Source organism: Sediminimonas qiaohouensis DSM 21189 (assembly GCF_000423645.1).
Classification (GTDB): domain Bacteria; phylum Pseudomonadota; class Alphaproteobacteria; order Rhodobacterales; family Rhodobacteraceae; genus Sediminimonas; species Sediminimonas qiaohouensis.
In genome coordinates, this window is record NZ_AUIJ01000002.1 from 154,370 (window position 1) to 174,597 (window position 20,228).

At 61.2% G+C, this 20,228-nt stretch carries 27 protein-coding genes; 3 read left to right on the forward strand and 24 right to left on the reverse strand.

Annotation, left to right across the window (positions count from 1 at the left end; all coding sequences use genetic code 11):
• The first annotated feature begins 62 nt into the window (after positions 1-62).
• From G568_RS0103035 to G568_RS19620, 3 genes are all read left to right on the forward strand, one after another.
• Positions 63-389, forward strand: a complete 327-nt coding sequence (locus tag G568_RS0103035; RefSeq protein WP_026756658.1) for a hypothetical protein — start codon at positions 63-65, stop codon at positions 387-389.
• Complete coding sequence (locus G568_RS0103040) at positions 386-1,507, forward strand: rhamnan synthesis F family protein (protein WP_157084251.1); 1,122 nt, start codon at positions 386-388, stop codon at positions 1,505-1,507. Before G568_RS0103035 ends, G568_RS0103040 begins: the two co-directional genes overlap by 4 nt.
• A gap of 429 nt (positions 1,508-1,936) precedes the next feature.
• Complete coding sequence (locus tag G568_RS19620) at positions 1,937-3,292, forward strand: SUMF1/EgtB/PvdO family nonheme iron enzyme (protein ID WP_051202668.1); 1,356 nt, start codon at positions 1,937-1,939, stop codon at positions 3,290-3,292.
• 147 nt (positions 3,293-3,439) lie between these two features.
• Here G568_RS19620 and G568_RS0103050 read toward each other — a convergent pair whose 3' ends face one another.
• The 24 genes from G568_RS0103050 to G568_RS0103165 form a co-directional block, all read right to left on the reverse strand.
• Complete coding sequence (locus G568_RS0103050) at positions 3,440-3,799, reverse strand: helix-turn-helix domain-containing protein (protein WP_026756660.1); 360 nt, start codon at positions 3,797-3,799, stop codon at positions 3,440-3,442.
• A 151-nt stretch (positions 3,800-3,950) separates the two neighbouring features.
• Positions 3,951-4,319, reverse strand: a complete 369-nt coding sequence (locus tag G568_RS0103055) for a hypothetical protein (protein ID WP_026756661.1) — start codon at positions 4,317-4,319, stop codon at positions 3,951-3,953.
• Positions 4,319-4,621, reverse strand: a complete 303-nt coding sequence (locus tag G568_RS0103060) for a ubiquitination-like system serine protease family protein (protein WP_026756662.1) — start codon at positions 4,619-4,621, stop codon at positions 4,319-4,321. The genes G568_RS0103055 and G568_RS0103060 overlap by 1 nt, the downstream gene beginning before the upstream one ends.
• Positions 4,618-5,571 carry an N-acetylmuramidase domain-containing protein gene (locus G568_RS0103065; RefSeq protein WP_169576934.1) on the reverse strand — a complete coding sequence of 318 codons (954 nt, stop codon included), beginning with the start codon at positions 5,569-5,571 and terminating at the stop codon, positions 4,618-4,620. The genes G568_RS0103060 and G568_RS0103065 overlap by 4 nt, the downstream gene beginning before the upstream one ends.
• Before the next feature lie 394 nt (positions 5,572-5,965).
• Positions 5,966-6,256, reverse strand: coding sequence for a hypothetical protein (locus tag G568_RS0103070; RefSeq protein ID WP_026756664.1), 291 nt, complete (start codon positions 6,254-6,256; stop codon positions 5,966-5,968).
• A 71-nt stretch (positions 6,257-6,327) separates the two neighbouring features.
• Positions 6,328-6,678: a DUF1353 domain-containing protein gene (locus G568_RS0103075; protein ID WP_026756665.1), complete on the reverse strand. Its 351-nt coding sequence runs from the start codon at positions 6,676-6,678 to the stop codon at positions 6,328-6,330.
• The gene (locus G568_RS18090; protein WP_051202670.1) at positions 6,678-7,730 is read right to left on the reverse strand and encodes a phage late control D family protein; all 1,053 of its coding nucleotides are present in this window, start codon (positions 7,728-7,730) and stop codon (positions 6,678-6,680) included. The genes G568_RS0103075 and G568_RS18090 overlap by 1 nt, the downstream gene beginning before the upstream one ends.
• A 4-nt stretch (positions 7,731-7,734) precedes the next feature.
• Positions 7,735-7,944, reverse strand: a complete 210-nt coding sequence (locus G568_RS0103085; protein ID WP_026756666.1) for a tail protein X — start codon at positions 7,942-7,944, stop codon at positions 7,735-7,737.
• A gap of 8 nt (positions 7,945-7,952) precedes the next feature.
• A complete protein-coding gene (locus G568_RS0103090; RefSeq protein ID WP_026756667.1) occupies positions 7,953-8,393 on the reverse strand; it encodes a phage tail protein in 441 nt (146 codons plus the stop codon).
• A complete protein-coding gene (locus G568_RS0103095) occupies positions 8,393-10,840 on the reverse strand; it encodes a phage tail tape measure protein (RefSeq protein ID WP_026756668.1) in 2,448 nt (815 codons plus the stop codon). The genes G568_RS0103090 and G568_RS0103095 overlap by 1 nt, the downstream gene beginning before the upstream one ends.
• 11 nt (positions 10,841-10,851) lie before the next feature.
• Positions 10,852-10,983: a hypothetical protein gene (locus G568_RS20790; RefSeq protein WP_281168972.1), complete on the reverse strand. Its 132-nt coding sequence runs from the start codon at positions 10,981-10,983 to the stop codon at positions 10,852-10,854.
• Positions 10,984-11,009: 26 nt separating this feature from the next.
• Positions 11,010-11,327: a phage tail assembly protein gene (locus G568_RS0103105; RefSeq protein ID WP_051202672.1), complete on the reverse strand. Its 318-nt coding sequence runs from the start codon at positions 11,325-11,327 to the stop codon at positions 11,010-11,012.
• Positions 11,327-11,839, reverse strand: a complete 513-nt coding sequence (locus G568_RS0103110; RefSeq protein ID WP_026756670.1) for a phage major tail tube protein — start codon at positions 11,837-11,839, stop codon at positions 11,327-11,329. The genes G568_RS0103105 and G568_RS0103110 overlap by 1 nt, the downstream gene beginning before the upstream one ends.
• Positions 11,840-11,864: 25 nt before the next feature.
• A complete protein-coding gene (locus G568_RS0103115) occupies positions 11,865-13,286 on the reverse strand; it encodes a phage tail sheath subtilisin-like domain-containing protein (RefSeq protein WP_037373557.1) in 1,422 nt (473 codons plus the stop codon).
• A gap of 132 nt (positions 13,287-13,418) precedes the next feature.
• Entirely contained in the window at positions 13,419-14,834 is a 1,416-nt protein-coding gene (locus G568_RS0103120) for a phage tail-collar fiber domain-containing protein (protein ID WP_026756672.1), read from the reverse strand.
• A 19-nt stretch (positions 14,835-14,853) separates the two neighbouring features.
• On the reverse strand, positions 14,854-15,534 hold the full coding sequence (locus G568_RS19625; RefSeq protein ID WP_051202677.1) for a DUF4376 domain-containing protein: 681 nt from the start codon (positions 15,532-15,534) through the stop codon (positions 14,854-14,856).
• A gap of 9 nt (positions 15,535-15,543) precedes the next feature.
• Complete coding sequence (locus G568_RS19630; protein ID WP_051202678.1) at positions 15,544-16,512, reverse strand: phage tail protein; 969 nt, start codon at positions 16,510-16,512, stop codon at positions 15,544-15,546.
• Positions 16,512-17,090, reverse strand: a complete 579-nt coding sequence (locus tag G568_RS18105; RefSeq protein ID WP_084627320.1) for a phage tail protein I — start codon at positions 17,088-17,090, stop codon at positions 16,512-16,514. Before G568_RS18105 ends, G568_RS19630 begins: the two co-directional genes overlap by 1 nt.
• Positions 17,083-17,985, reverse strand: coding sequence for a baseplate assembly protein (locus tag G568_RS0103140; protein WP_026756673.1), 903 nt, complete (start codon positions 17,983-17,985; stop codon positions 17,083-17,085). The genes G568_RS18105 and G568_RS0103140 overlap by 8 nt, the downstream gene beginning before the upstream one ends.
• Positions 17,982-18,323: a GPW/gp25 family protein gene (locus G568_RS0103145; RefSeq protein WP_245582866.1), complete on the reverse strand. Its 342-nt coding sequence runs from the start codon at positions 18,321-18,323 to the stop codon at positions 17,982-17,984. The genes G568_RS0103140 and G568_RS0103145 overlap by 4 nt, the downstream gene beginning before the upstream one ends.
• On the reverse strand, positions 18,320-18,523 hold the full coding sequence (locus G568_RS0103150) for a hypothetical protein (protein WP_026756675.1): 204 nt from the start codon (positions 18,521-18,523) through the stop codon (positions 18,320-18,322). Before G568_RS0103150 ends, G568_RS0103145 begins: the two co-directional genes overlap by 4 nt.
• A 10-nt stretch (positions 18,524-18,533) precedes the next feature.
• A complete protein-coding gene (locus tag G568_RS19635) occupies positions 18,534-19,094 on the reverse strand; it encodes a phage baseplate assembly protein V (protein WP_169576935.1) in 561 nt (186 codons plus the stop codon).
• Positions 19,078-19,863 (reverse strand): hypothetical protein, encoded by a 786-nt coding sequence (locus G568_RS18115; RefSeq protein ID WP_051202686.1) that lies wholly within the window; start codon positions 19,861-19,863, stop codon positions 19,078-19,080. Before G568_RS18115 ends, G568_RS19635 begins: the two co-directional genes overlap by 17 nt.
• On the reverse strand, positions 19,863-20,228 hold the full coding sequence (locus G568_RS0103165; protein ID WP_037373558.1) for a hypothetical protein: 366 nt from the start codon (positions 20,226-20,228) through the stop codon (positions 19,863-19,865). The genes G568_RS18115 and G568_RS0103165 overlap by 1 nt, the downstream gene beginning before the upstream one ends.

The following is a 20,228-nucleotide window of genomic DNA, read 5'->3' on the forward strand; positions in this document are numbered from 1 at the left end:
AGAATTTCCACCACTTTCGAGACGCAGCCATTGAGTATCAGGTAAGCGACAGCCAGTTTTTCATGCGCTTCTTGCGCTTTCGCCTTGACGACCCCGCTTTCGATGCCACGCTAGTCTGGTGCTGTCGCGGAACACTGGCGCATGCGGCCAAGGTGGGAACGCCATTCGCTCTGTTCGAAGGGCACTTGGTGCGGAAAAGTCATAATTTCCACGGCGAGCAAACAATGGATTCCTCCTTTAGCATTCATCCCATCAGCCGAAGTAGCAAGCGCGATTTCAACCTGACAGTGCTCTCGACCGAAGCGCGGGAGGAGGTGGTGGAAGCCGGCGACCCGCGGCCGTCCGCCAGCTTGACGCTTGTCAAAGACTCCGCCCGAGAAACGAAATGATTAACCTCCCGCCGCTTTGGAAAATCCGGCGCGAGGTGAGGCGAATTGGCTCTGTGCCAGCTCGTGGGTTACGCGGCGCACTGATTGAGCAGCCGCGACAGTGGGTGTACGATCACCGTGTAGAACAGTTGCATAGGCTGCACACGGGGCATGGAACGCTGACTGAACGGGTGGCGGTGCTGGTGTTGTTTCAACCCAATGGGGTGGCGCCGTCAGTGCAACTGACACTCGACCATCTAGCGGCGGAAGACTGGTCGGTGCTGGTCGTTTCCAATGCCCCTCTAGGAAAAACTGATGCAGCCATGCTGATGGAGCGATCCGCGCTGGTACTTGAACGGCCGAACGTCGGCTACGATTTTGGTGGCTACCGCGCGGGGTTTCGGTTGCTCGCCAGCATCGGCCACCGGCCCACACGGCTCATCCTTATGAACGACAGCACTTGGTTTCCGTTGCGGGAGGCGGACGATACGCTGCGGCGGATGGAGGGGCTTGGGGCTGCTATGGCGGGCCACATTTTCAAAACCGAGGAGGGTCGCGGGTGCGATCATTTGGAATCGCATCTGTTGATGTTTTCGCCCGAGGCATTGGGGCATTCCGCGTTAGCGCGGTTTTGGCGCGGCTATGTGATGTCAGACGACCGGGTAGCAACGATCTGGCGTGGCGAAAAAGGGTTGACCCAGGAGATGTTGAGGGCCGGACTGGAGGTGGAAGGACTGATTGACCACGATATCTTCCTTGCTCGGCTGCGTGAGCTGGATGATGTGGCGCTTCTGAGGGTGCTAAAGGAGCTCACACACCACCGAACTGATGCTGCGTCGCAATGTGCAGCGCTTGCCGAGGCGGCGGTGCAGGGTGAGAACTGGCGTGCAGATTTCCTGAATTGGGTGGATGGTGTGCTGGCGAATTCCCGGCAGCATCTAGTTTCGGCCACCTTCGTCGCGCCGGCGATGCGGCTTTGTGGAATGGGATTTCTAAAGAAGACGCGCGACCGTCGCTTTCATCTAGCACGCGCAAAGATTTTGGAGATGGAAGACGCGGGGCGAATTGAGCCCTTGCATCCCGCGGTGAGGGCCGAGATTGCCGCGGCGGTGGACGGCTGGAGATCGTCCTCCGACTAAGCTGTGAGGCTACTCGGATCAGGCCCATTTCAACCTGCCGTAGCTTCGATACAATATCCTTGGGGTTCTCTCGCTTGCCAGCCGTTGAAGATCCTCCAAAATGCGGGACAAATCTATCCCAGTTGTTTGCACTATACCTCATGTGCCGCCGCGAGGCAGACCGTGACCACCAGCGCCGACATTAGTGCACCTTGCCGACAAAATCAGTGATCGTCGGCGCGACCTCGCGAAACAGCAGGATCGCAGCGCCATGAGAGTATGGGTTTGCGGTTCTATCCGATCCGTTCGGCGTGCTTTCGTAACCGCAGCCATCCCTCGGGGGCCAAAAATGCTTGATCCGGGAGCGTCGTCAGGCAATGCTGCCGCCAAACGGCAGGCCACTAGGGAAATGCCGTATCAAACGAATATACCTGCTTGGTGAGTGCGCTAATGCTGATTTTTATGGATAAAGATTCCAAGGAACGATTTCCCCGCATCATTTTCTACCTGGTCTTGGCGTTCACCATTGCGGCCCCGGTGCAAGCCGATCTGCTGCCCGAGCCATGGCAATCACAACGTGAAGAATCCATCGAGATATCGGACAGGGCGTGCAACGGGCATGACCATTACATATCCGAGGTGTTCATCCGGTTGGGCGATAATGACCCGGCCATGATGAACAATGCGGCCTGGCTTAAGACTAATTGCAAGCCTTTTTCGGATTTGTCTAGCGATGAGGTGATAGGCTATCAGATGAAATCCGCGCTCTTGGGATACCCGATCGCCATGGATAATTACGGGGTGCGTTTGATTTACGGCGATCGCGGCGTTGAACGCGATACGTCAACCGGCGTGGCCTTGCTCGAGAGAGCCATTGAAGCCGGCTTTGGCAAGGCGGCTGTGCATCTTGCGCACGCGTATTCGAAAGGCGAGGTTATTCCGAGAAATATCGAGAGGGCGCGCGACCTTCTTGCCATAGCCGAATCCGAGAACGTTTCCCCTGACCTTCTGGACAATATCCGCAAGCTCATTTCCGCGGCACGAAAAGAAGAGAGCGCTAAAACGAGCGAAGCGACCGGCAGCTCGAAGGAAACCAAATTGACAGGTGATTTGGTGGCTATCCCGGCAGGCAGCTTTAAGATGGGATGCCACGGTCTCGGTGATGTCGGAGCGAGAGGATGTAGCCGGTTTCGCAACGATAAGCCCGTTCACCGTGTCACTCTTGAGGCCTTCAAAATGCAGGCACATGAGGTGACGTGGGACCAGTACCAGCTCTGTGTTGATGCAGGTGGATGCTCTAGTCCCTGGGGCGGAGACCGTGGTTGGGGTGAAGGTGATCGACCGGTTATCGAGATTACTTGGAATGACATCCAGAAGTATATCGAATGGCTGAACACACAAGGCGTGGGGACATTCCGCTTGCCCTCAGAAGCGGAATGGGAATACGCAGCCCGTGCCGGTGCACCCACAAATTACCACTGGGGTAACAGCGCCAGTACTTCAAAAGCCAATTATGAAAAGGCACACGGCAAGACCATGCCTGTGAAATCCTATGCCCCCAATGCCTGGGGCCTGTATGATATGCATGGCAATGTATCGGAAAGGGTGCAGGATTGCTGGAATGACACTTACGAGGGTGCGCCCGGCAATGGTCAGGCTTGGTTAAGCGGTAAATGCAAAGAGCGCGTGATCCGCGGCGGCTCTTGGAGCGATGCTGCAGTCAACATACGCTCTGATGCGCGTCACCGGTTTAAACTGTCGTCCAGCAACAGTCATGTCGGGTTCCGATTAGTCCAGGACCGCTGAGTGTAACGGTTCCCATGGTTAGACATCGGCCTATTAAACACGCCCTATTGCTCGCGGTTTGAGTTACTCCCCATCCGTTGGACGAGATCCGGTGTAGATCAAGCTACTTCTTGCACCTGCAGATTGAGCATCCCAAAAACCGTACCATCAGCGTTTGTTTTGCGATGCGGCAATCTCGCTAATGAAACTGCGAATATGGCCTCGCAATTTGCCATCTTTGATGCGTGTCAGCATGGCGGCCACCTTGGCGGCCTCGTCGTCGATCTCGGGCAAATTATCCGAAGTGCCACTTTCCAATCCATCGAAAAAATAATCCGGAGGCACATCCAGAAATCCCGCCAGCTCGAACAGTTTGCTGGCCGAAATCCGGTTACGGCCCAGCTCGTACTTCTGTATCTGCTGAAAAGAGATGTCCACGCGGTCGGCTACGTTGGTCTGCGTCATCCCGCGCAGGATGCGCACCGTTTTCAGCTTCTTTCCGACATGAACGTCTACTGGGTGTGACATTGAGTTATTCCTGCCTATTTCAAATTCCCTCTGAAGGTGTCTTATGCTTTCCCCAGATCAACCGGTTATCGATTTACGAAACGAAATGGTAAGTGGACCATACATGGGTGATGCCCTTACCATCACTGCTCGAGCCGTTAAACCCATAACGTCACCGCCGCAGTCGATCGACACCCAGCACTCCGAAGATGCTGACCACAATCATGCCGGCCCATTCGTCCAGGGGCGGCGGCAGAGCGGCGATGGTCCAGCCCTGGGGATAGGCGCAGCCAGCGCACCACAGTACGCTGTATAGCAGCACCGAGGCCCACCACAGGCCGAGCGGCAGCGCGAATATCAGCATCAGCCAGAAGCCCCCTGCCCGCATCCAGTTTGCCTTGTTGCGGACATGCTCCTTGACGATCTCGCCCTTGATCCGCTCACGATCTGTCTGAGACTCGATGCGCTTGTCGACGGTGCTCAAGACGCGATCGAGCGCGCCGCCAGTGATCCAGCCGATAATTGTGCGTAGAAGTGCCATCAGGAATACCCTCCCGGCCAGTCCGGCAGATCGACCGTCTGACCTGCCAGCTCGTGCGTGCAGTCATTGAGAAACCGAATGCGCCCGTCCGTGACAAAGGAATGGCAGACCGGCACGCCCGGGTGCGCCTGCCCCTTGTTGACGAACACCGACGGGGTGAAGGTGGGCGCGGCCGGGTTGTTGTTCCACGTCCACCCGCGCGATCCGTCCACTACGATCGCGTGCGCCGCGTCGCAGCCGGGGCACCAGAACATGAGGTGCCCGCCCTCGGCCTGCCGGAGCTTCTTGCCGACCGCGCTCATACCGTGTCCCTCGCCCAGCGAAGCGCCCAGACGGCTGCGACAATCAGCACCACGCCGGCCAGGCCGTAGAACACCATGTCCATCGCCCCGGACGGCGCGCGATCGAGCACCGCGCCCAGCCCCGCGCCGGCGCCGCCCTTGGTGCCATACTCGATGACCCGCGCTGCGATCTTGTCAATCTTCGTGGCCTGCACCTTGGGCTTGGCGTCGCGGTTCTGCTTGAGCGCTTCCCAGGTGCGCGCCCCGACCAGCCCGTCAACCGGCAGCCCCACACGCTCCTGGAACGTGCGCACGGCGTCCTCCGTGGCCGGGCCGAAGCGTCCGTCCACCGTGACCCCGAGAGCGGCCTGGAGGCGGCGCACGGCCGCGCCACCGTCGCCCAGGCGCAGCACCTCCGGCGAGGCCTCGCCCGTCTTGCGTCTGTAGGCGGCCTCGATCTTGCGCGCATAGGCCCCGCCCTGCCCGCCGCCGTTGTAGCGGTTCTCGAAGGTCTGCCAGTCGTGCGCCCGGATCGCTCCGTCCAGCCCCCAATCGAGGATCAGCGACACGAAGCCATCGATCTGCGCATCCTCGCTGTCGGCAAAGGCCCGCACCATAGCGGCCGCGCTGTCATAGTCGGCCGCCTGGCAGTTAAACCCCATAATCTGGGGCGCACCCCAGCTGGTCGCGCGCAGCGCGGCATCGGGGCTGCGCTCATAGGCCTCCCCCAGCATCTTATCGCGCCGGGATGGTCCTATCCCGAGGCTGTCGCGCCAGCTTGTCGTGGCGCCCGGCATGGTGTGTGGCTCAAAACGCCGGATCAAGGTGCCGTCGCGCAGGAACGCCCTGCCCGCCGCCTCGACCTCGATGACGGCCGAGATCTCCGCCACGCCGCAGCCGATCCGCTCGGCCGCATCGGCGAGCTTGCCCTCGCTCATCGGCTGGGCATTGCCTTGCCATGGGTATCTCATCGCGTCTGCTCCTGCTGTTGATCTGGAATGCGGCCCGGCGGCCCGATACGCTGATCGGTTTTGCGCGACGGCCGAAGCCACCTCGCCGGGAAACGGAAAGAAGAAATAGTTTTGGAGAAGCTGAACAAGCCTGCTACGACTGCCGGTAGCTGTGGCGGGGTCCCTCCCCATGGTGAGGGCTGGCGCAGTGCCCCTTTCGCTGCGCCAGCCCGCAAACTACAGACGGAAAACCCGATCAAACCAAAGGCCACGTCCTACCGACCCTGTTGTTCCTGCTGTTGATCTGGAATGCGACCTCCCTGCTGATCGGCGCACCAAGCCAGACCGAACAGCAGCACCCAGCCAACCAGTGCAACCGGGCCAAAATGTTTCCTGAGAGTCTGTCGGGTGTGGTTCATTTGCGCCCTCCGAGCCAACGCATCGCCGCCGCACGGATGGCGTCTCGGTCGGAAATCAGCGACAGCATCACGTCGAGCGCCGCGTATCCGAAGGCGGTGACGACAATCGTCCAGCCGAGCGGGCCGAGCATCGTGATCTTCTGGGCAACCTCAGGTGACAGCGAGTACCCCAGCGCGCCGGAGACGCCGGCGATAACGATCCGCGCCAGCCAGGGCTTTTCCTTGTGCTGCATCGCGACGAAAACCATGGCCGCGATCAGCGCCATCCAATGCTCGGTCGATTTCATGTCGGCCTGTCTCCAGTCATAAAAAAAGCCCGCGCGAGGCGGGCCGGGTGGTCGTCGCAATAATGCGGTGCTCAGTTGAATTTCCAGATGATCACGGCCAGCACCATCACCAGCCGGCGCAGCCGTCCCAGCCCCTGCGCGCGCAGCGCCTCAGAAAACAGAGACGCAGCTGTCACGCGAGGCCAATCCAGCTCATGGATTGCATAATCATGCAGCGCCGCGGCCTTGAGGTAGCGGACATCGTGGGGGTCGAACGCCCAGCGCAAACCGCGCGGGATAGACACGTCGAAAGGAAAGCCCACAGGAACCGTCACCCAAAGGTCGGAGCCCTTGGCGCCGATCTCCCAGCGCAGCGTGCCTGTGGTGCGATACACGCCGTTTTCGTGCGCGCACCAGTCATGCGTCTGTGTGAAGACGGACATCAGCTTTCGGTAAATCCATCCGGTGCAAATTGAAATTCTTCGGAGTTTTCCTCTTCATCAAAGCTGTCTTCATCATCGCCAAGCTGCGCCGCTATCGCCGTGGTATAGCCCGAGCCGGAATATTCATGTGTCGCCGTCTCAATGATGAAGCGCATCCCGTCTATTTCAGGCCGGCACTGCGACAGCACGACCGGCGCACCGGCGCGCACTGCCGGGTTCCCAACAACGCGACAGCTCATCGCCGCCTTACGACGCTTCAACTCCTTGGCCTTGGCGATAACCGCCTTCTCAGCTTCTTTCTTGTCCGCGAACGGGAAATCGATCTTGAATATCGCCTCGCCGTCAGGATCGCTTTCCGCCTCGATCTCTTCTTGTTTGCCGGCGGCGCGATCCGGGTACTTGCCCTTGATCTTCTTGTACTTCGCACGCTCGGTAAGCCGCACGCGGCATGTGCCCACGATCAGCGTCTCGGGGGTGATCGCCACCGGGGTCAGGGCCCTTCCGGATGGGCTTTTGCCCTGCCCGCGCGCAGCGAAGATCAGGTTACCATCCTTGATCGAAAACAAGGCGCCGTGCCGCTCGGCCAGACGTTCCAGGAAATGCAAATTGGACTCGCCCACCTGCCCGACCCACTCGTAGACGTGAGCGGCCACGGCGTCGTCGATCTTTGGCGTCAGGCCATGTTCACCGGCGATGGCCTCGACGATCTCCTTGACGCTCTTGTTGTCCCAGTGCCGTTCCTTATTCGACTTCTTGTCGCCGCGCATCTCGGCGGCCTTGCCGGTGATGCGCATGCGATAGGGCAGGATTTCGACCTCGATTTCCTCGGCCTCGAATGTGCCCATGAAGGCGAGTGTACCCGCATATCCCATCCAGACCCGGATTTCCGCACCGCGCCGGGGAATGGCCGCAACTGGCCAGTCGTTGAGCAGGATGTCCACCGTGTCCGAGGATGCACCCTCCTTGTCCGTGACCGAGCATGAAATCAGACGGTCCATGAAAAGCCCGGCGACCGGCTGGCCATCCACGGTGATGCGGCATTGCGGCCTCATGGCGTCAGTCCCAGAGCGTCACAAGCGGCGCTTGCGTCGGCTCAGGTTGCGCCTCCGGTAGAAATACCTGCGTGCCTTCTGGCAGAACTGGCCCCAGCCCTGCCAGCCCCGGATTGGCATCAAGAACTGCCTCCACGAAGCCGGACTCATCGCCATAGGCACGGCGGCAGATTGCATCCACCATATCGCCTTGTTGGGCACGGATCGTTGCCATGGATCACCTCACGAGAAAAGCGACAGGACGGACGTGATCAGGCTGGAGCCAAGCGATCCGCGATATGCCCTGATCTTGATTTGATAGCCGTTCTTGAGCGGCACACCGTTCCGATCAACGAAGGCAAGGTCTTCTTGAATACCCTCGATGATGTGCATACCGAACACGTTGAACGGCGCCCCGCCGATATCGACCAGCGGCAAGACCTGCCCCGTTTCAGCGGCAAGCTTGAGTCCCTCCAGAGCGCCCTGCCCGCCGAATTCCTCAAACAGGACGCCGCGAATGGTCTCGGTTCTTTTCTTACCACCGGTCCATTGCAGTGCGTCCTGACCGCCCGCGACCTCGATTTCGGCCCAGCCCATGTCGCTCGACCGGTTCCGGCCCTGGTAAGAAAAGCCCAGCGCCTCGAATTGAAACGGCCCAAGCGCGAGAACAGTTGGTCCTGCCATCAGAATTCATCCGAAAATTGGGAGCGCATCCGCGCGGCGACCTGACGCCCGAATTCCTGGCCAAGCTCTTCGGCTGAGGCGTTCGCTCCACCCTGCACGATGATATCACCGAAGGTGATGCTGGCCGGGGCCCTGCTCTGTCCGCCGGCAGATGCCGTTTGTGCCACGTCGGTCGAAATGGGCGAAGGAGCTGCGACCACAGAAGTCACCGGAGACGCCGCCGCCTGGATCGCAGGCGGCGCTGCTATAACCGGCGCCATGGCAGCCGCACGAGCCGCCATTCTTGCCGTCTCGCGCGCTGTGTGGATGACGCCCGACCGACGCGGTGTGAAAAACTCTGGTCCTTCTTCACCGACCAGGTATGATCGCATGGCCGAGACTGGGCCGCCGCCTGCTTTGGCGCCGTCAATAGGCTTATTTCTGCCAGCGCCCGTTACGGGGTTGAATGTCGTAATCTCTCCGCCGCCCGTTAGTTTCTTCCACCAAGCGGGAGGCTCCGGCCAGTTGATTATATCCGATAGGTTGATGCTTCCGATGGCCTCAATAATCCGCTGCGGAAATCCTGCGATCCAATCGATGAAATCGTTGAAAGCGCCTTTGACGGAATCGATGATTGTTTTGGCAACGGCTTTCGACCTCGCCTCGATGCTGGCGAATTCCTCCTCGCCCAGCTTCTCGCGCTTGAAGATATCGCCTGTGAAGAAGTCGCGGATCGCAGAGAAGGCGGCGCTGATGCCCTCGCCCAAGACGGTAAACGCCTTACCGATCGGTTCGATGATCGGCTTGAGCGGTTCCAGCTTCTCCTTGATCCAGTCCATGACCGGCTGCAGCTCGTCGCCAATGGCCGAGGCAACCCCCGAAACGATGGCCGTGATCCTGTCCCAGTATTTCCAGGCCGCGCCCACCGTCGCAATCGCTGCCCCGATCCCGATCCACACCGGGGCGCTGATGGCTCCGATAACACCGGCTACCGCACCGATGCCTGTTGCCACCTTCCCCAGGCCCGTTGCCCCGGCCACCGCTTTGAGCGCCACACCAACCTTGCGGATTTTACCTGGACTGCGCCCTTCCATCTTGGCCAGCGCGGCATCGAGCGCCAACGCCGACCCGGCGCTGCCCTTCACGAAGGCCGATGCCGCGCCGAATACCCGAAGCCCAGCCGCGGCTGTCCGCAGCGCACCACCCCAAAGCACGAGGCGAAACAGGTTGGCCCCTGCGAAGGCGAGGTTGAAGGCCACCAGGCCTCCCGCCGCCTTGATGAGGCCCGAGGCGAGTTTTGGGTTTTCCTCGGCCCAGCGTCCAACCGCGTCGGCGATCCGACCGATGCGTTCCATCACACCTTTCAGGGATTTCATGAAGGTGTTGCCGATAGCGATATTCAGCCGCTCAAAGCTGTTCTTGAGAAGCTGCGCCTTGGCATTGAGGGTGTCCGCGCGGATTGCAAATTCCTCATTGGCACTCCCCGCAGCGGCAGCGTCATCGCCGACAAGCGCCAGGCCTTCGCGCACGACATCCATGTTCTGACGGACCTTTGACAGCTCACGCGCCTCGTCGCCGAAAAGATCGGACTGCACCGCCGACTGCATCTCCGCAGGCAACTGATTGATCCGGTTCAGCACGTCGATGGTTGTGCCAACCGCATCATCTTGCATCCGCTTAGCCACATCCGTGGCCTCGATGCCTAGGACCGCAAATGCGTCTTTCTGTCGGTTGGTTGCGCTGGCACCGCGAGACAGTGCCTTGCCCATATTCCGGATCGACGTGGCCGAAGTGTCTGCCTTGCCGCCGGCGGCCAGCATCGCCGAGGCGAATGCCGCCGTTTCATCGGCCGCAAAGCCGAAGCCCTTTGCCGTTGCGCCGACCTTCGTCACGACATTCGTGATATCCCTCGCCGTCGCCGCCTGGTTGTTCGACAGCACGTTCATCTTGTCGAAAAGCAGACCGATTTCATCGACGTCCTGCCCGAGTCCCGTCATGAGCGCTTTCATAGCGTTCCCGGCTTGGTCGGCGGTGATGTCGAAGGCCGTGCCGATCTTGGCCGCAGACTCCGTGAATGCAATGATATCTTCGCGCGCGATGCCGGCCTGCCCAGCGCTCGCGGCAATGGCCGCCAGCCCCTCCACCGACATCGGCAACGTCTTGGATAAATTGAGAATGTCCGACTGCATTTTGCCGAAGGCCTCCGGCGTCGGAAAATCGACGACCTTACGGACATCCGCCATAGCCTCTTCGAAGTTCCCTGCGGCGCGGGCCGGGGCGCTTAGAGCCGCCCCTAGCCCAATTGCGGCCGCGCTGGCCGTCGCGAACTTACTCGTCGCAGCAGCCATCCGCCGGTTGTTCTTCTCGATCCGGTCATTGAGACCACGCATGCGCTGCTCGACCCGACGCGCGGGCTCGGTCACCCGATCCACCAGGGACAGGATCAGCTTTGATTGCAGTGTCGCCATGTGATGACCCCCTACGTCTTCTGCGGTCGCTCGGCCTCAAGGATCGGTGATATTTGCGCGTGGTAATGGAACATGCGCTCGGGCACCCATTCCTCCACCTCGTCGATGGATTGGTGCAGGTATCGCGCGACCTCGGCCACCATCCGCGCGATACCCCTGTCTTCGCCCCCTAGTGAGCCGTCTCGTCCTCGGCTTCCGCCTCGGCCTTTGCGCTCTTCACCAGCGAGCGTGCTGAGTTTCCCATGAGGGGCGCGACCTCTTCGGACAAGCGCTCGAAATCGTCCATGTCCAGCTCGTCGATCACCTGAATCGGCACGTCGGCCATCGAGGCGAAGAGCGCGGTCGTTTTGCGCAGGGCGCCACTGACCTTGTCCATGGCCACCATGTGCCGCACCCGCATCCGCTGAAAGGTCAGCTTCTCATACGTTTCGCCCCCCGCCTCGATCGGCTCGGACGGCGTGAAGGCAATCATTTTCGGCTTACCCATCAGGTCAGCCTCAACGCATCACGGCGCCCGGGGCGTTGCTCAGCACCACCCACACGAATGCTGAAATCATCGAACGCGAAAATCTCCGCATCGTCGATGAACAAGGATCCGGAATGCACCGTGACCTCGTATTCGGTCTCTGCTTTGGCCGCAGGCGCCCACGAGCCTGGATCAACCTTCTTGACGTCGACCGACATTTCGAACCGGGTGGAGTGTTCGGTGCCGTCCTCGCTTTCCATATAGCCATACGCAATGATCGGAGAGGCGCGGCCCTGTCCGATACCGTAAAGCTTGAGCATCTCGGGATCGAACGACGTTTCCTTGAAGGTGCAGGTCGTGACCTCGTAGCCCATGCTGACTTCGCGCGGCTTGATCATGCCGGCGTTGCGGAAATCCTCCATGGTCTTTTCCATGACCGGGATGGTGATTTCCATGGCCTGGCCGACGCGATTGCCATCAGCCGCGACCAGCGTTGTATCCTTCAGGATGTATGCCGGGAGCTTGTTTGCCATTGTTCATGTCTCCTATTAAGGGGGATTAGATTGCAGCGCCGGTATCGACCTGGCCGGTCACGGAGTTGTAGAGCAGCTCATAGCCGATCTGGATGTTGCGATAAGCCGTGATGCGCACGTCGTAGATCGGCGCGGGTGGCTCGTAGCGCATGGCGAATTTCACGATGCCTTCGGCGCCGTCAGCCGGAACCAGACTGCCGGACAGATAGAATTGCGATCCGGGCAAGAGGATGCCCTCGTTTTCCAGCCGCTTGAGTGCCTCGCGCCCGGCGATCACCATCAGGTCGAGGTTCTGGCGTGTCTGCGGGCGGTCATTGAAGCGCACAAACGCATCTTCGATGCTCTCGTTCACCAGATCGGCCACACGCTTGACCGACACGAATTGCCAGATCGTATCGACCGCCGTGGTCATCGGCCCCCAGGTACGGAAGCCATCGCCACGGTTGACGATCGTGTTCACCCCGGCCTCATTCAGCGTGGTGGCCTCGATGCCGTATTCAACAGACCGGCTGACGCCCTGGATGCCGTTGATCAAACGGTTCGACGCCGGATAGTGCGGGCCATCGGTCCGATCCGCTGCCGCCTGCTGCGCGGCAAATACCGTCGAGCTGACAAACGGCGTCGTCACGCCATCGACGAATTTCAGCACTTTGGGATCGCACAGGCAGATGTGCTTGGACCCGAACAGCTGCGCCGTGGACAAAGCGTCTGCATCGGTGGTGTCCGGCCCGTCCGCGTAGAACTGCGCGCGCAGCTTTTCGCAGATGCCCATCGCCTCGGCCGAGACCGGGTTCATGACCTCCCCCACGGTCAGTGATGCGGCGGCGCCAGTCCCGGTCCCGCCGTTGTCGGTGATCGTGATCGTGTCCAGAGCGTCATAGCCATAGCCGGGCTTGACTACGCCGATGGTCGCAACCTCACCGCCTACGACCGAAACTTCCAGCTCGGCATTTGATCCGGTGGACGTGGTAATCGTCGCGCTCACATCATCGCTGTACCCGCTGCCGGGGGTGTCGACGCTGACGGATGCGATCCCATCGGCCGCAGTGGCCGCCGAAAGCCCCGGTGCCACCAACAGTTTGGGCTTGGGCAACCCTGCGCCGGTCGCGGCGCGGAAGGCGTGAATGCCGGTCTTGGTGGTAGCGTCACCAACGGCTGCAGTCTGCGCCTCGGTGGCATCGGCACCCTCGTCGACCAGCACCAACACGATGCGCGTGCTGCCCTGATCGAAGATGGTGTCCAACTCGTCCTTGACGGCGTCGGGATATCCCTCCGCATCGGAGGGTTTCTGGATCAGGATGGGCGTATCGGTAGAGGCCGTCGCCGGCAGCGCCGTCGGATCGACCGCCATGAGAAGACCGATAACTGAGGTATCCACGAAGTTGACCAGAACGGGATCAGCCCCGGACTGGAATACGCGCACACCGTGATGAGTGGTGATAGCCATGACATTCTCCTTTTCGCATGACAAATGGCGCGCAGCCCGGCCGGGTGCGCGTTGCGTTTAGGGTTAGGTTTTGCGGACTTTCTTACTGCAAATGGCCTGGCAGGATTTCCTCCCAAGCCTCTGGTCTTTTGGTTAAGCCTTGATGCACGCCAGCAGCGCGATGTTGCGCGGGCGGGTTTCGGATCCTGCGGTCAGTATCTGGTCGGTTGTGCCGGTGTAGCGCGTGCCGCCGGTGCCGCCGGTGATTGTGGCAGACTCTTTTCTTTGACTTTCGCCGGCGATCCACCGGCCAGTGAACGTCCCCACCCAGCCGCGAACGATTGCAAACCAGTTATCTTCGCTTTCGTTGCGAAAATCGCCGGTGCCGTGGTGGTGATCTTGCATCCTACCGCCTTGCGCCGATCCGAACCCGCGCCCGGCATCGATCCCGCGCCCGTCATCCAAGCCCCGCACGAACTCGCCCCGAAGGTCCGGTAGATTGAACGTGTCGACGCCGTTGCCCGCGCCGAACGTCGTGCCGATCGCGTTGAACAGGCCAGCGTAGACCGTTCGGTCGACCTCAGCCCCGTTCGCCTTGAGCCAGCCAGCCGGCGCGGTGTTGCGCGCGAAGTGCCCGATCAGTCCGGGCGGCGCCCTTTGATCGGTCTGGGCGCGGCTATAAACATCCAGGTTCTGCCGACCCAGCGCCTTGTCGGGCAAATCGGCAAGGTTGCTGTCACGCAGCAGCGCATCAGGAAAGCCCGCCGCCGGTTCGTTTTGCACGGCAATGATTTCTGTGCCCGCAGGGTAAGACTGGCCCAGCGTCAGCTTGGCGGCATCAGTCCCGTCGGGTTGCCACCCGTCAGCTGTAATGTCCTCGCGCAGCCGGATACCATCGATGTAAACAGCCAAGCCTGTGGTGGTCACGGTCGACAGCGTGACGATCGTCTGCCCATCGGCAAGTGTTTGATATTCCTCGATCACGTTGACAATCACGTTTGCGTCGGTCGGATCCGCCCATTCTATATCGCCGGTGTCGTTCGACACTTTGCGCAGGATCTGCCCGGTCGTGCCGCCAGGCAAAATCGCGCCGGCGGTGATGTTGTTCGTCACCCATTGCTGCGTGGCGACTGTCACGTTCGGGTCGGCCTGGATTGTCACGACATCGGAGTTCGTCGCAATAAATTCGACGCGCACGACCGTGTCGGAAAATGACCCTTCGCTTGCCTCGGGCTTATAGGTTTCCGGCAGGTTGCCGACGACAAACAGCGTGCCGTCGCTGTCGAACACGCCAACCTCGCGCATCACGAAACCGCCCTCGCTGGCGGGCACAACCAGCTCGACCGCGTATTTGGTGGGCTGCCCCGTCGGGTCAGGCTTGTAAACCCGGTTGATCGAGGCGCGGTAAACCTCCCGCACCAGCGCAGTCTGGCTTTCGGTTGGCGTGATCGTGCTGCCGCTGCCGTCGCCAACAGCCATGTCTGTCAAGTTGATCGGGACGCCGGCCGCCTCGGCCTGGCTCATCGCTTGCAGGCCGGCCTGCGTGTGAATGGTTGCGAATTGCGCCATTTTTAGAGCCCTTTGCTATTTACGGCCAGCGCGCGTCTGCGTCGTAGTCCTGCGGGATTGCGTCGGCATCGAGCAGCGCCCAGGACGCCTTGTAAATCTCCTGTGCCACGGCCTGCGCCTTACTGATCAGCTCGATCGCCTGATCCGGCGTCAGGCTATGTACGACATTTGTCGCATCCCGGAATGGGACGACCGGGTCGGTGACGCCCTGTGCGATCAGATCGCGGGCCGCATCCTTGATTGACAGATACGCGATCTTGTCCTGCTCACGCCCTTGAACCGGAACGTCGCCGTAGCCCGACACAGTAACGACAGCGCCATCGCGCAGACGACGATCGCGCTCGGAAAACACGGCGGCGCGAGACGGTGGCTGAAGAACCCAAGCGCCGTCCACCAGGTCGTAATCGGGCGACGGTCGCGGCTCGTGCGCCATGCCGTCAGGAATGTCCGCGCCGATCTCGTCGATTGTGTGCTGCTCGCCCGTTTCGTCGTAGTAGATCGTGCCCCGCCGATCGGTGATGTGCGACCATGATCCGGTCGTCGGGTCGAACACAATCGCCTTGCCAGGTTCCGGTGCGGGTGGCTCAATGTTGATCGCATAGGCTGGGATCAGATATCGGCCATTTTCAAGGGGATCCGGCCGCGCAGCCGCTGCGCCAAGATATTCGCCTGTTTTTGGGTGATATTTGTAAATTTTCATGACTTCACCTCAGTATTTAATGCAGTGCATCAGGGCGACGTTGCGGGGGCGGTTTTGGTCGGCAGTGGGAACAACGCTTGAGGCATCAAATGTTGTCGTCCTAACAGATGATGCTCCGGTTTCTTCGACGCCGCCGCGCCTGAAGTTATTGTTTGTGCCAACTCGACCAAAAACGCCGTTTTCATTCTGCATATTGGTCGCAGTGGAATTCGCGTGATAAATTAATTCCCCATAAATATTTCTAATTGCATCGCCCTGCCATGTACCGAAGCCACGCCCGCTATCCGCACCACGGGCATTATCCCAGCCACGCACAAACTCACCGCGCAGATCAGGTATGTTAAAGGTTGTCGAGCCGTCACCGGCACCGAATACTGTGCCAATTGCATTGAACAAATTCGCGTAGGTCGATCGCGACAGTGCGGCGCCGTCACACTCAAGAAAACCCGCGGGCGGCGACGACTTCGCCAAAGCAAACACGGCACCGGCCGGCACCTTCGCCAATGCCGGCGCAAAATCCGTCGTTGCACTCAGCGCCGCCGATCCGAGCCCAAGGTGGCCGCGCGCGCTCGGCGCATCAGGAAGGTCTTGCAGGTTATTCGCCGCCTGAAGCGCGCCATCGGCTTTTGCGCCTTGGGCGGCCGTAGCAAACGCGCCAGCATTTTCCCGCGCGGCCGTACCGGCGTCCTGAATATCGTCGACCCGAATAACCTGGTTGGCGGGGTCAAAAAACCGCACGCCGTCGATCTGCTGCGTTGCCGTGCCGCCGTTTTCCTGAACGACGATGTCGTAAACGCCATTCGGCGCGGCAAACACGATCGCGCCTGTCGACGTCGCCTGAAAGGGGTTTGCCTTTGCAGATCCTGCCGCGTCGTAAATCGTCGCAAGCGTCGTTGTCCCGGTTTCGTAAACCGTGACCGACGCCTGCGCCAGCGCGTCGCCTTGCAGGTTTTGCGCGAAGAATGTTCTCAGTTCCATTAGGCCACCACGATGTTGTTTTCAGAAACCGCGACGCTGCCGCCGCCGTATTTTACGACCAGCTCATTTCCAGAAACCGCCACAGCCGCTTGAAGCGGGCCCGCCTCGGTGATCGAAGTGACCTGGATAGCGTCAAGGTGCGAACGCAGCGACTTGACCCGGTCCACCACGGCGATGGCGCGCGCCAGCTGTGCGGCCGAGGTCAACGGCGCTGACGGACGGGCGTCAATCAGCAGCTTGTATGTATAGGGCGCACCCTGCACCTGTTGGCGATGCCACTCCAGCACGCGCGCGTCGATCGTCAGCGCGCCCAGCGCACGGCTCACCGCGGCCGGTGTGCCCTTGATCTTCTGTACGGCAATCGCGTTGCGGATCGTGTCGCGCTTCTGCTCCTCGGTCCAGGCCGGATCCCACTGGTCCACCGAGAATGCCCAAGCCAGCCAAGGCAGGACTCCGGCGGGACAGGTGTCCGGGTTCCAGACTTGTCGTAACCGCACCGGTGCGTTGCCAATGCGGGCCATTGCAGTCGCGAGCGCCCGCTCTGCCTGCGTGGCGTTATGCGGCAACAGATCAGACATCGGTGTCTGCCACAGTCACGGTGACGCCGGTGCAGAACGCGGCTTCACCCGTGGCGACGACAATGTCGGCCGCCGGGCTGGTGATCGACACGTTCTGAACGCCCGACTGGTGCAGCGCCGCGTACAGCCCCGACAACGTGACGTCGTAGCCCAGGCGGTGCTGCGCCTCGACGTAAGCTGTCGCCGAGTCCTCTGCCGTCTGGCGGATCAGCTGCGCGTCGGGGCCGGGATAGACTGTCAGCGCGGCATCAACCGTGTAGTCGGTCACGCTGGCCGATTGAACCGTGACGTTGTCCGTCATCGGGCGGATCGCGTCGGCATCAAGCGCTGCGTGGACCGCATCAACCAGATCAACCGACGCGCTGCCGTTGCCCTGCCGCGACAAGACATAAACCGTCACATTGCCAGCCGACGGGCTGATCGCCTGCGCGTCTTTGACGTCACCATCCGCGCTCAGCGCGTGGAACACGTAGGCCCCGCGGGATCCCGCGACCGTGTAGCCCTCGGGCGAAAGCTGCACGCGCTGCCGTAGATCGGTGTCGGACTCCATGACCGGGGGCACCGGCGGTGTAGCCTCGGGGTCTCCCGGATCGATCACCAGGCGCGCGACATCGTAATTGGCGGCGATCTGGTCCAGGTCTGCGCCAGCAGCATAGGCCAGCATGACTGCGCGCGCCCCATCGTTGATTTCGCCGCGCACCAACAGCACATAATAGGCCGCGATCTCCAGCAGTTTGACGACTGGCTCGCTTTCCAGATCAAGCACTTCGGTCAATTCCGGCGCCTTCGCCTTGACCATGGCCTTCATCGCCGCCAGTTCGGCCTCGTAATCCAGCTGCTGGACAACGTCAGGCGATGGCAGCTCGGACAGGTCAACTGTCGTGAATGCGGTCATGCGGCCCCCAGGTCGATTTCTGCGGACGCCGCTTCGCCTTCATAGCGCCCATAAATATCCAACGCCAAACGACCGTCTGCATAGCCTTCGCGCATCTCGACGCCGGTCAATTCGAACCGGGTTTCCCAGCGAGCAATGGCAATTGCTGTGGCTGCATAGACCGCAAGGATGACCTTCTGCGTCATGGGCCGGTCCACCAGAAGCGGCAACTCCGAACCATAATCCCGGCGCATAACGCGGCTACCAACCGGCGTGGTCAGAATGTCGCGGATCGACTGCACGACGTGCGGCCAGCCCGACAGAGTTTCCCCAGTCTCCGCGTTCACGCCCGTGCTCACTGGTCAGTGCCCCCGCTTGCGGCGGCATCCGATGAGGATGCCTTCTTCGGGGCACTCGCACGCCTGGATCTCTGTTTGAGAGCCACGCGCCCCTCCAGCAGATAGAGCCGCGCTTGACGATCGGTCATCTCAACCTCTGCGCCTTCGGGCCGATGCCGACCCAGAATGAAACCCGCACGCTTGTTGATATAGGTCTGCATTGCTTTCTCCTTAGTTCGGTGGGCTTGTTGTGCCGGCGCCAGTCCCAGCAGTGTCCGTGTGAGTGTGAGTGTCGCCTATGTCCGTGCCATTGTGAGTGACGCCCGCGCCGCTGATCGCCACGCCAGAGCCATCAATGACTATTCCAGACCCGTTACTGCTCAGTGTCAGGTTGCCGCCCGTCGCCAGAATGGACGTATCGCCAACCGAAACCTTCAGCTCCCCGCCCTTGTTGTGCGGACGCGGATCGCTGTCGTTGAAACTCGACAGGGCGATCACCCCGTCCGTCAGCTCGCCGCTCGGCGAGTTGATTGTCACCGTTTGCCCCATGACCGGCTCGCCCTGGATCTTCAGAGCCCCGCTGGCCAGCGCCTCGACCGGAAGCCACGGCGAGTCGAATGCCGGGCCGTCCGCGCTTTCCTCGCGCAGCCGTACGCGGTAGAGACCACTTGCCTCGTCCACGTCGACAATCTTGCCCGTCCGGGAGCGCCCGCGCTCGCGCCGCTTCAGTTCACCCACCTCACGGGACAGATGAGCGATGATCCCCGGAAGATCGTCAGGTGGAATTGCCATCGCGCTCCACCTCCACCGTCTCGATCGTCGCCTCTGGATGATCGACCCATTGCGGGACATAACCCAGCCGGCGCGCCTGCCCGGTCGTCTGGCCAAAGGCCCGTCGCAGCATATCGATGCTCACCTCGGCCTGCTCGATTCCAAGCATGGCGTCGTAGGTCGGCACCAGTTCGGGCCTGCTGGCCGCCATGGCCGCGCGCAAGCTCGACCAGATTGCCCCCTCGGCAAGAGGCTGGCCGAACACCGGATCGGGCTTGCACGCCAGCTTTATCCGCAGCTGTCGCGCGGCCAGCCGCACGCCGTTGTCCGCTGTCACCGCACGCTTGCGCTCGATCTTCTCGACCCGATCCGACAGCCGCTGCCAGAGCGCGGCCCATGCGCTTTCAGGATCCGTCAGGGCGTTGCCGATCTGCCGATCCACCAGATCAAGCGCGAGCTCCAGCGCTGCATCGGTCGCGGGGATATCCACCCCGGCAATCACGCTCTCACCAGTGTCAAGGTCGAGCTCCGCCATCGGCGCGGCGGCACCAAACTCGCAGACGAAATCCACCGTGCCGTTCTGGCGCAGGTCGCGCGTGTCGGCCTCATTGATCTCTGCCTCGTCCGTGTAGACCACGATGAACGGGCGGTCCTGATCCGTGCGCATCGCGCCGTCCCCGGCCACGTCGATTGCGGCAAAGTCACTGTCGCGCACGTTGTCGCCCACCAGCGTAGCGCCTTTCAACGCTTCCACTGCTGTGATGCGCAGACCAAATTGCACGACAGGCATCAGATTTCCCCCAAATGCAGGACAAGGCGCCCGCTGCCACGATCCGAGACGCGCAGCACTTCAAAAAACGGCTGGCCGATACGCTCTACGGCGCGCAGCTTGTCGCCCTGTCGAATGACCGGGCCACCGTAAGCAGCCCGGTTAATGTGTGCTTCAGCCTTACCCGCCGCGATCCGCGTGCCCCACGATCCGCTCGGCGCAACATCATCGCGATCACCGACGCGCAGCACGGCCTTCGCCGTCAGGTTGCCCCGCGCCGGATCAGCCGCACCGCCCGACAGGAAGAACAGATCCACATCCTCCGCAAACGTCGCATCCACCTGCGCGAGCGCGCGGTCACGAATGGCGTGAAACGGTGCCGGCAT

What these genes read in the sequence shown, in the direction of transcription:
- G568_RS0103035 (WP_026756658.1), top strand. Translation starts at nt 63, where the DNA reads ATGCGCTTCTTGCGCTTTCGCCTTGACGACCCCGCTTTCGATGCCACG.
- G568_RS0103040 (WP_157084251.1), top strand. Translation starts at nt 386, where the DNA reads ATGATTAACCTCCCGCCGCTTTGGAAAATCCGGCGCGAGGTGAGGCGA.
- G568_RS19620 (WP_051202668.1), top strand. Translation starts at nt 1,937, where the DNA reads ATGCTGATTTTTATGGATAAAGATTCCAAGGAACGATTTCCCCGCATC.
- G568_RS0103050 (WP_026756660.1), bottom strand. Translation starts at nt 3,799, where the DNA reads ATGTCACACCCAGTAGACGTTCATGTCGGAAAGAAGCTGAAAACGGTG.
- G568_RS0103055 (WP_026756661.1), bottom strand. Translation starts at nt 4,319, where the DNA reads ATGGCACTTCTACGCACAATTATCGGCTGGATCACTGGCGGCGCGCTC.
- G568_RS0103060 (WP_026756662.1), bottom strand. Translation starts at nt 4,621, where the DNA reads ATGAGCGCGGTCGGCAAGAAGCTCCGGCAGGCCGAGGGCGGGCACCTC.
- G568_RS0103065 (WP_169576934.1), bottom strand. Translation starts at nt 5,571, where the DNA reads ATGAGATACCCATGGCAAGGCAATGCCCAGCCGATGAGCGAGGGCAAG.
- G568_RS0103070 (WP_026756664.1), bottom strand. Translation starts at nt 6,256, where the DNA reads ATGAAATCGACCGAGCATTGGATGGCGCTGATCGCGGCCATGGTTTTC.
- G568_RS0103075 (WP_026756665.1), bottom strand. Translation starts at nt 6,678, where the DNA reads ATGTCCGTCTTCACACAGACGCATGACTGGTGCGCGCACGAAAACGGC.
- G568_RS18090 (WP_051202670.1), bottom strand. Translation starts at nt 7,730, where the DNA reads ATGAGGCCGCAATGCCGCATCACCGTGGATGGCCAGCCGGTCGCCGGG.
- G568_RS0103085 (WP_026756666.1), bottom strand. Translation starts at nt 7,944, where the DNA reads ATGGCAACGATCCGTGCCCAACAAGGCGATATGGTGGATGCAATCTGC.
- G568_RS0103090 (WP_026756667.1), bottom strand. Translation starts at nt 8,393, where the DNA reads ATGGCAGGACCAACTGTTCTCGCGCTTGGGCCGTTTCAATTCGAGGCG.
- G568_RS0103095 (WP_026756668.1), bottom strand. Translation starts at nt 10,840, where the DNA reads ATGGCGACACTGCAATCAAAGCTGATCCTGTCCCTGGTGGATCGGGTG.
- G568_RS20790 (WP_281168972.1), bottom strand. Translation starts at nt 10,983, where the DNA reads ATGGTGGCCGAGGTCGCGCGATACCTGCACCAATCCATCGACGAGGTG.
- G568_RS0103105 (WP_051202672.1), bottom strand. Translation starts at nt 11,327, where the DNA reads ATGGGTAAGCCGAAAATGATTGCCTTCACGCCGTCCGAGCCGATCGAG.
- G568_RS0103110 (WP_026756670.1), bottom strand. Translation starts at nt 11,839, where the DNA reads ATGGCAAACAAGCTCCCGGCATACATCCTGAAGGATACAACGCTGGTC.
- G568_RS0103115 (WP_037373557.1), bottom strand. Translation starts at nt 13,286, where the DNA reads ATGGCTATCACCACTCATCACGGTGTGCGCGTATTCCAGTCCGGGGCT.
- G568_RS0103120 (WP_026756672.1), bottom strand. Translation starts at nt 14,834, where the DNA reads ATGGCGCAATTCGCAACCATTCACACGCAGGCCGGCCTGCAAGCGATG.
- G568_RS19625 (WP_051202677.1), bottom strand. Translation starts at nt 15,534, where the DNA reads ATGAAAATTTACAAATATCACCCAAAAACAGGCGAATATCTTGGCGCA.
- G568_RS19630 (WP_051202678.1), bottom strand. Translation starts at nt 16,512, where the DNA reads ATGGAACTGAGAACATTCTTCGCGCAAAACCTGCAAGGCGACGCGCTG.
- G568_RS18105 (WP_084627320.1), bottom strand. Translation starts at nt 17,090, where the DNA reads ATGTCTGATCTGTTGCCGCATAACGCCACGCAGGCAGAGCGGGCGCTC.
- G568_RS0103140 (WP_026756673.1), bottom strand. Translation starts at nt 17,985, where the DNA reads ATGACCGCATTCACGACAGTTGACCTGTCCGAGCTGCCATCGCCTGAC.
- G568_RS0103150 (WP_026756675.1), bottom strand. Translation starts at nt 18,523, where the DNA reads ATGCAGACCTATATCAACAAGCGTGCGGGTTTCATTCTGGGTCGGCAT.
- G568_RS19635 (WP_169576935.1), bottom strand. Translation starts at nt 19,094, where the DNA reads ATGGCAATTCCACCTGACGATCTTCCGGGGATCATCGCTCATCTGTCC.
- G568_RS18115 (WP_051202686.1), bottom strand. Translation starts at nt 19,863, where the DNA reads ATGCCTGTCGTGCAATTTGGTCTGCGCATCACAGCAGTGGAAGCGTTG.
- G568_RS0103165 (WP_037373558.1), bottom strand. Translation starts at nt 20,228, where the DNA reads ATGCCGGCACCGTTTCACGCCATTCGTGACCGCGCGCTCGCGCAGGTG.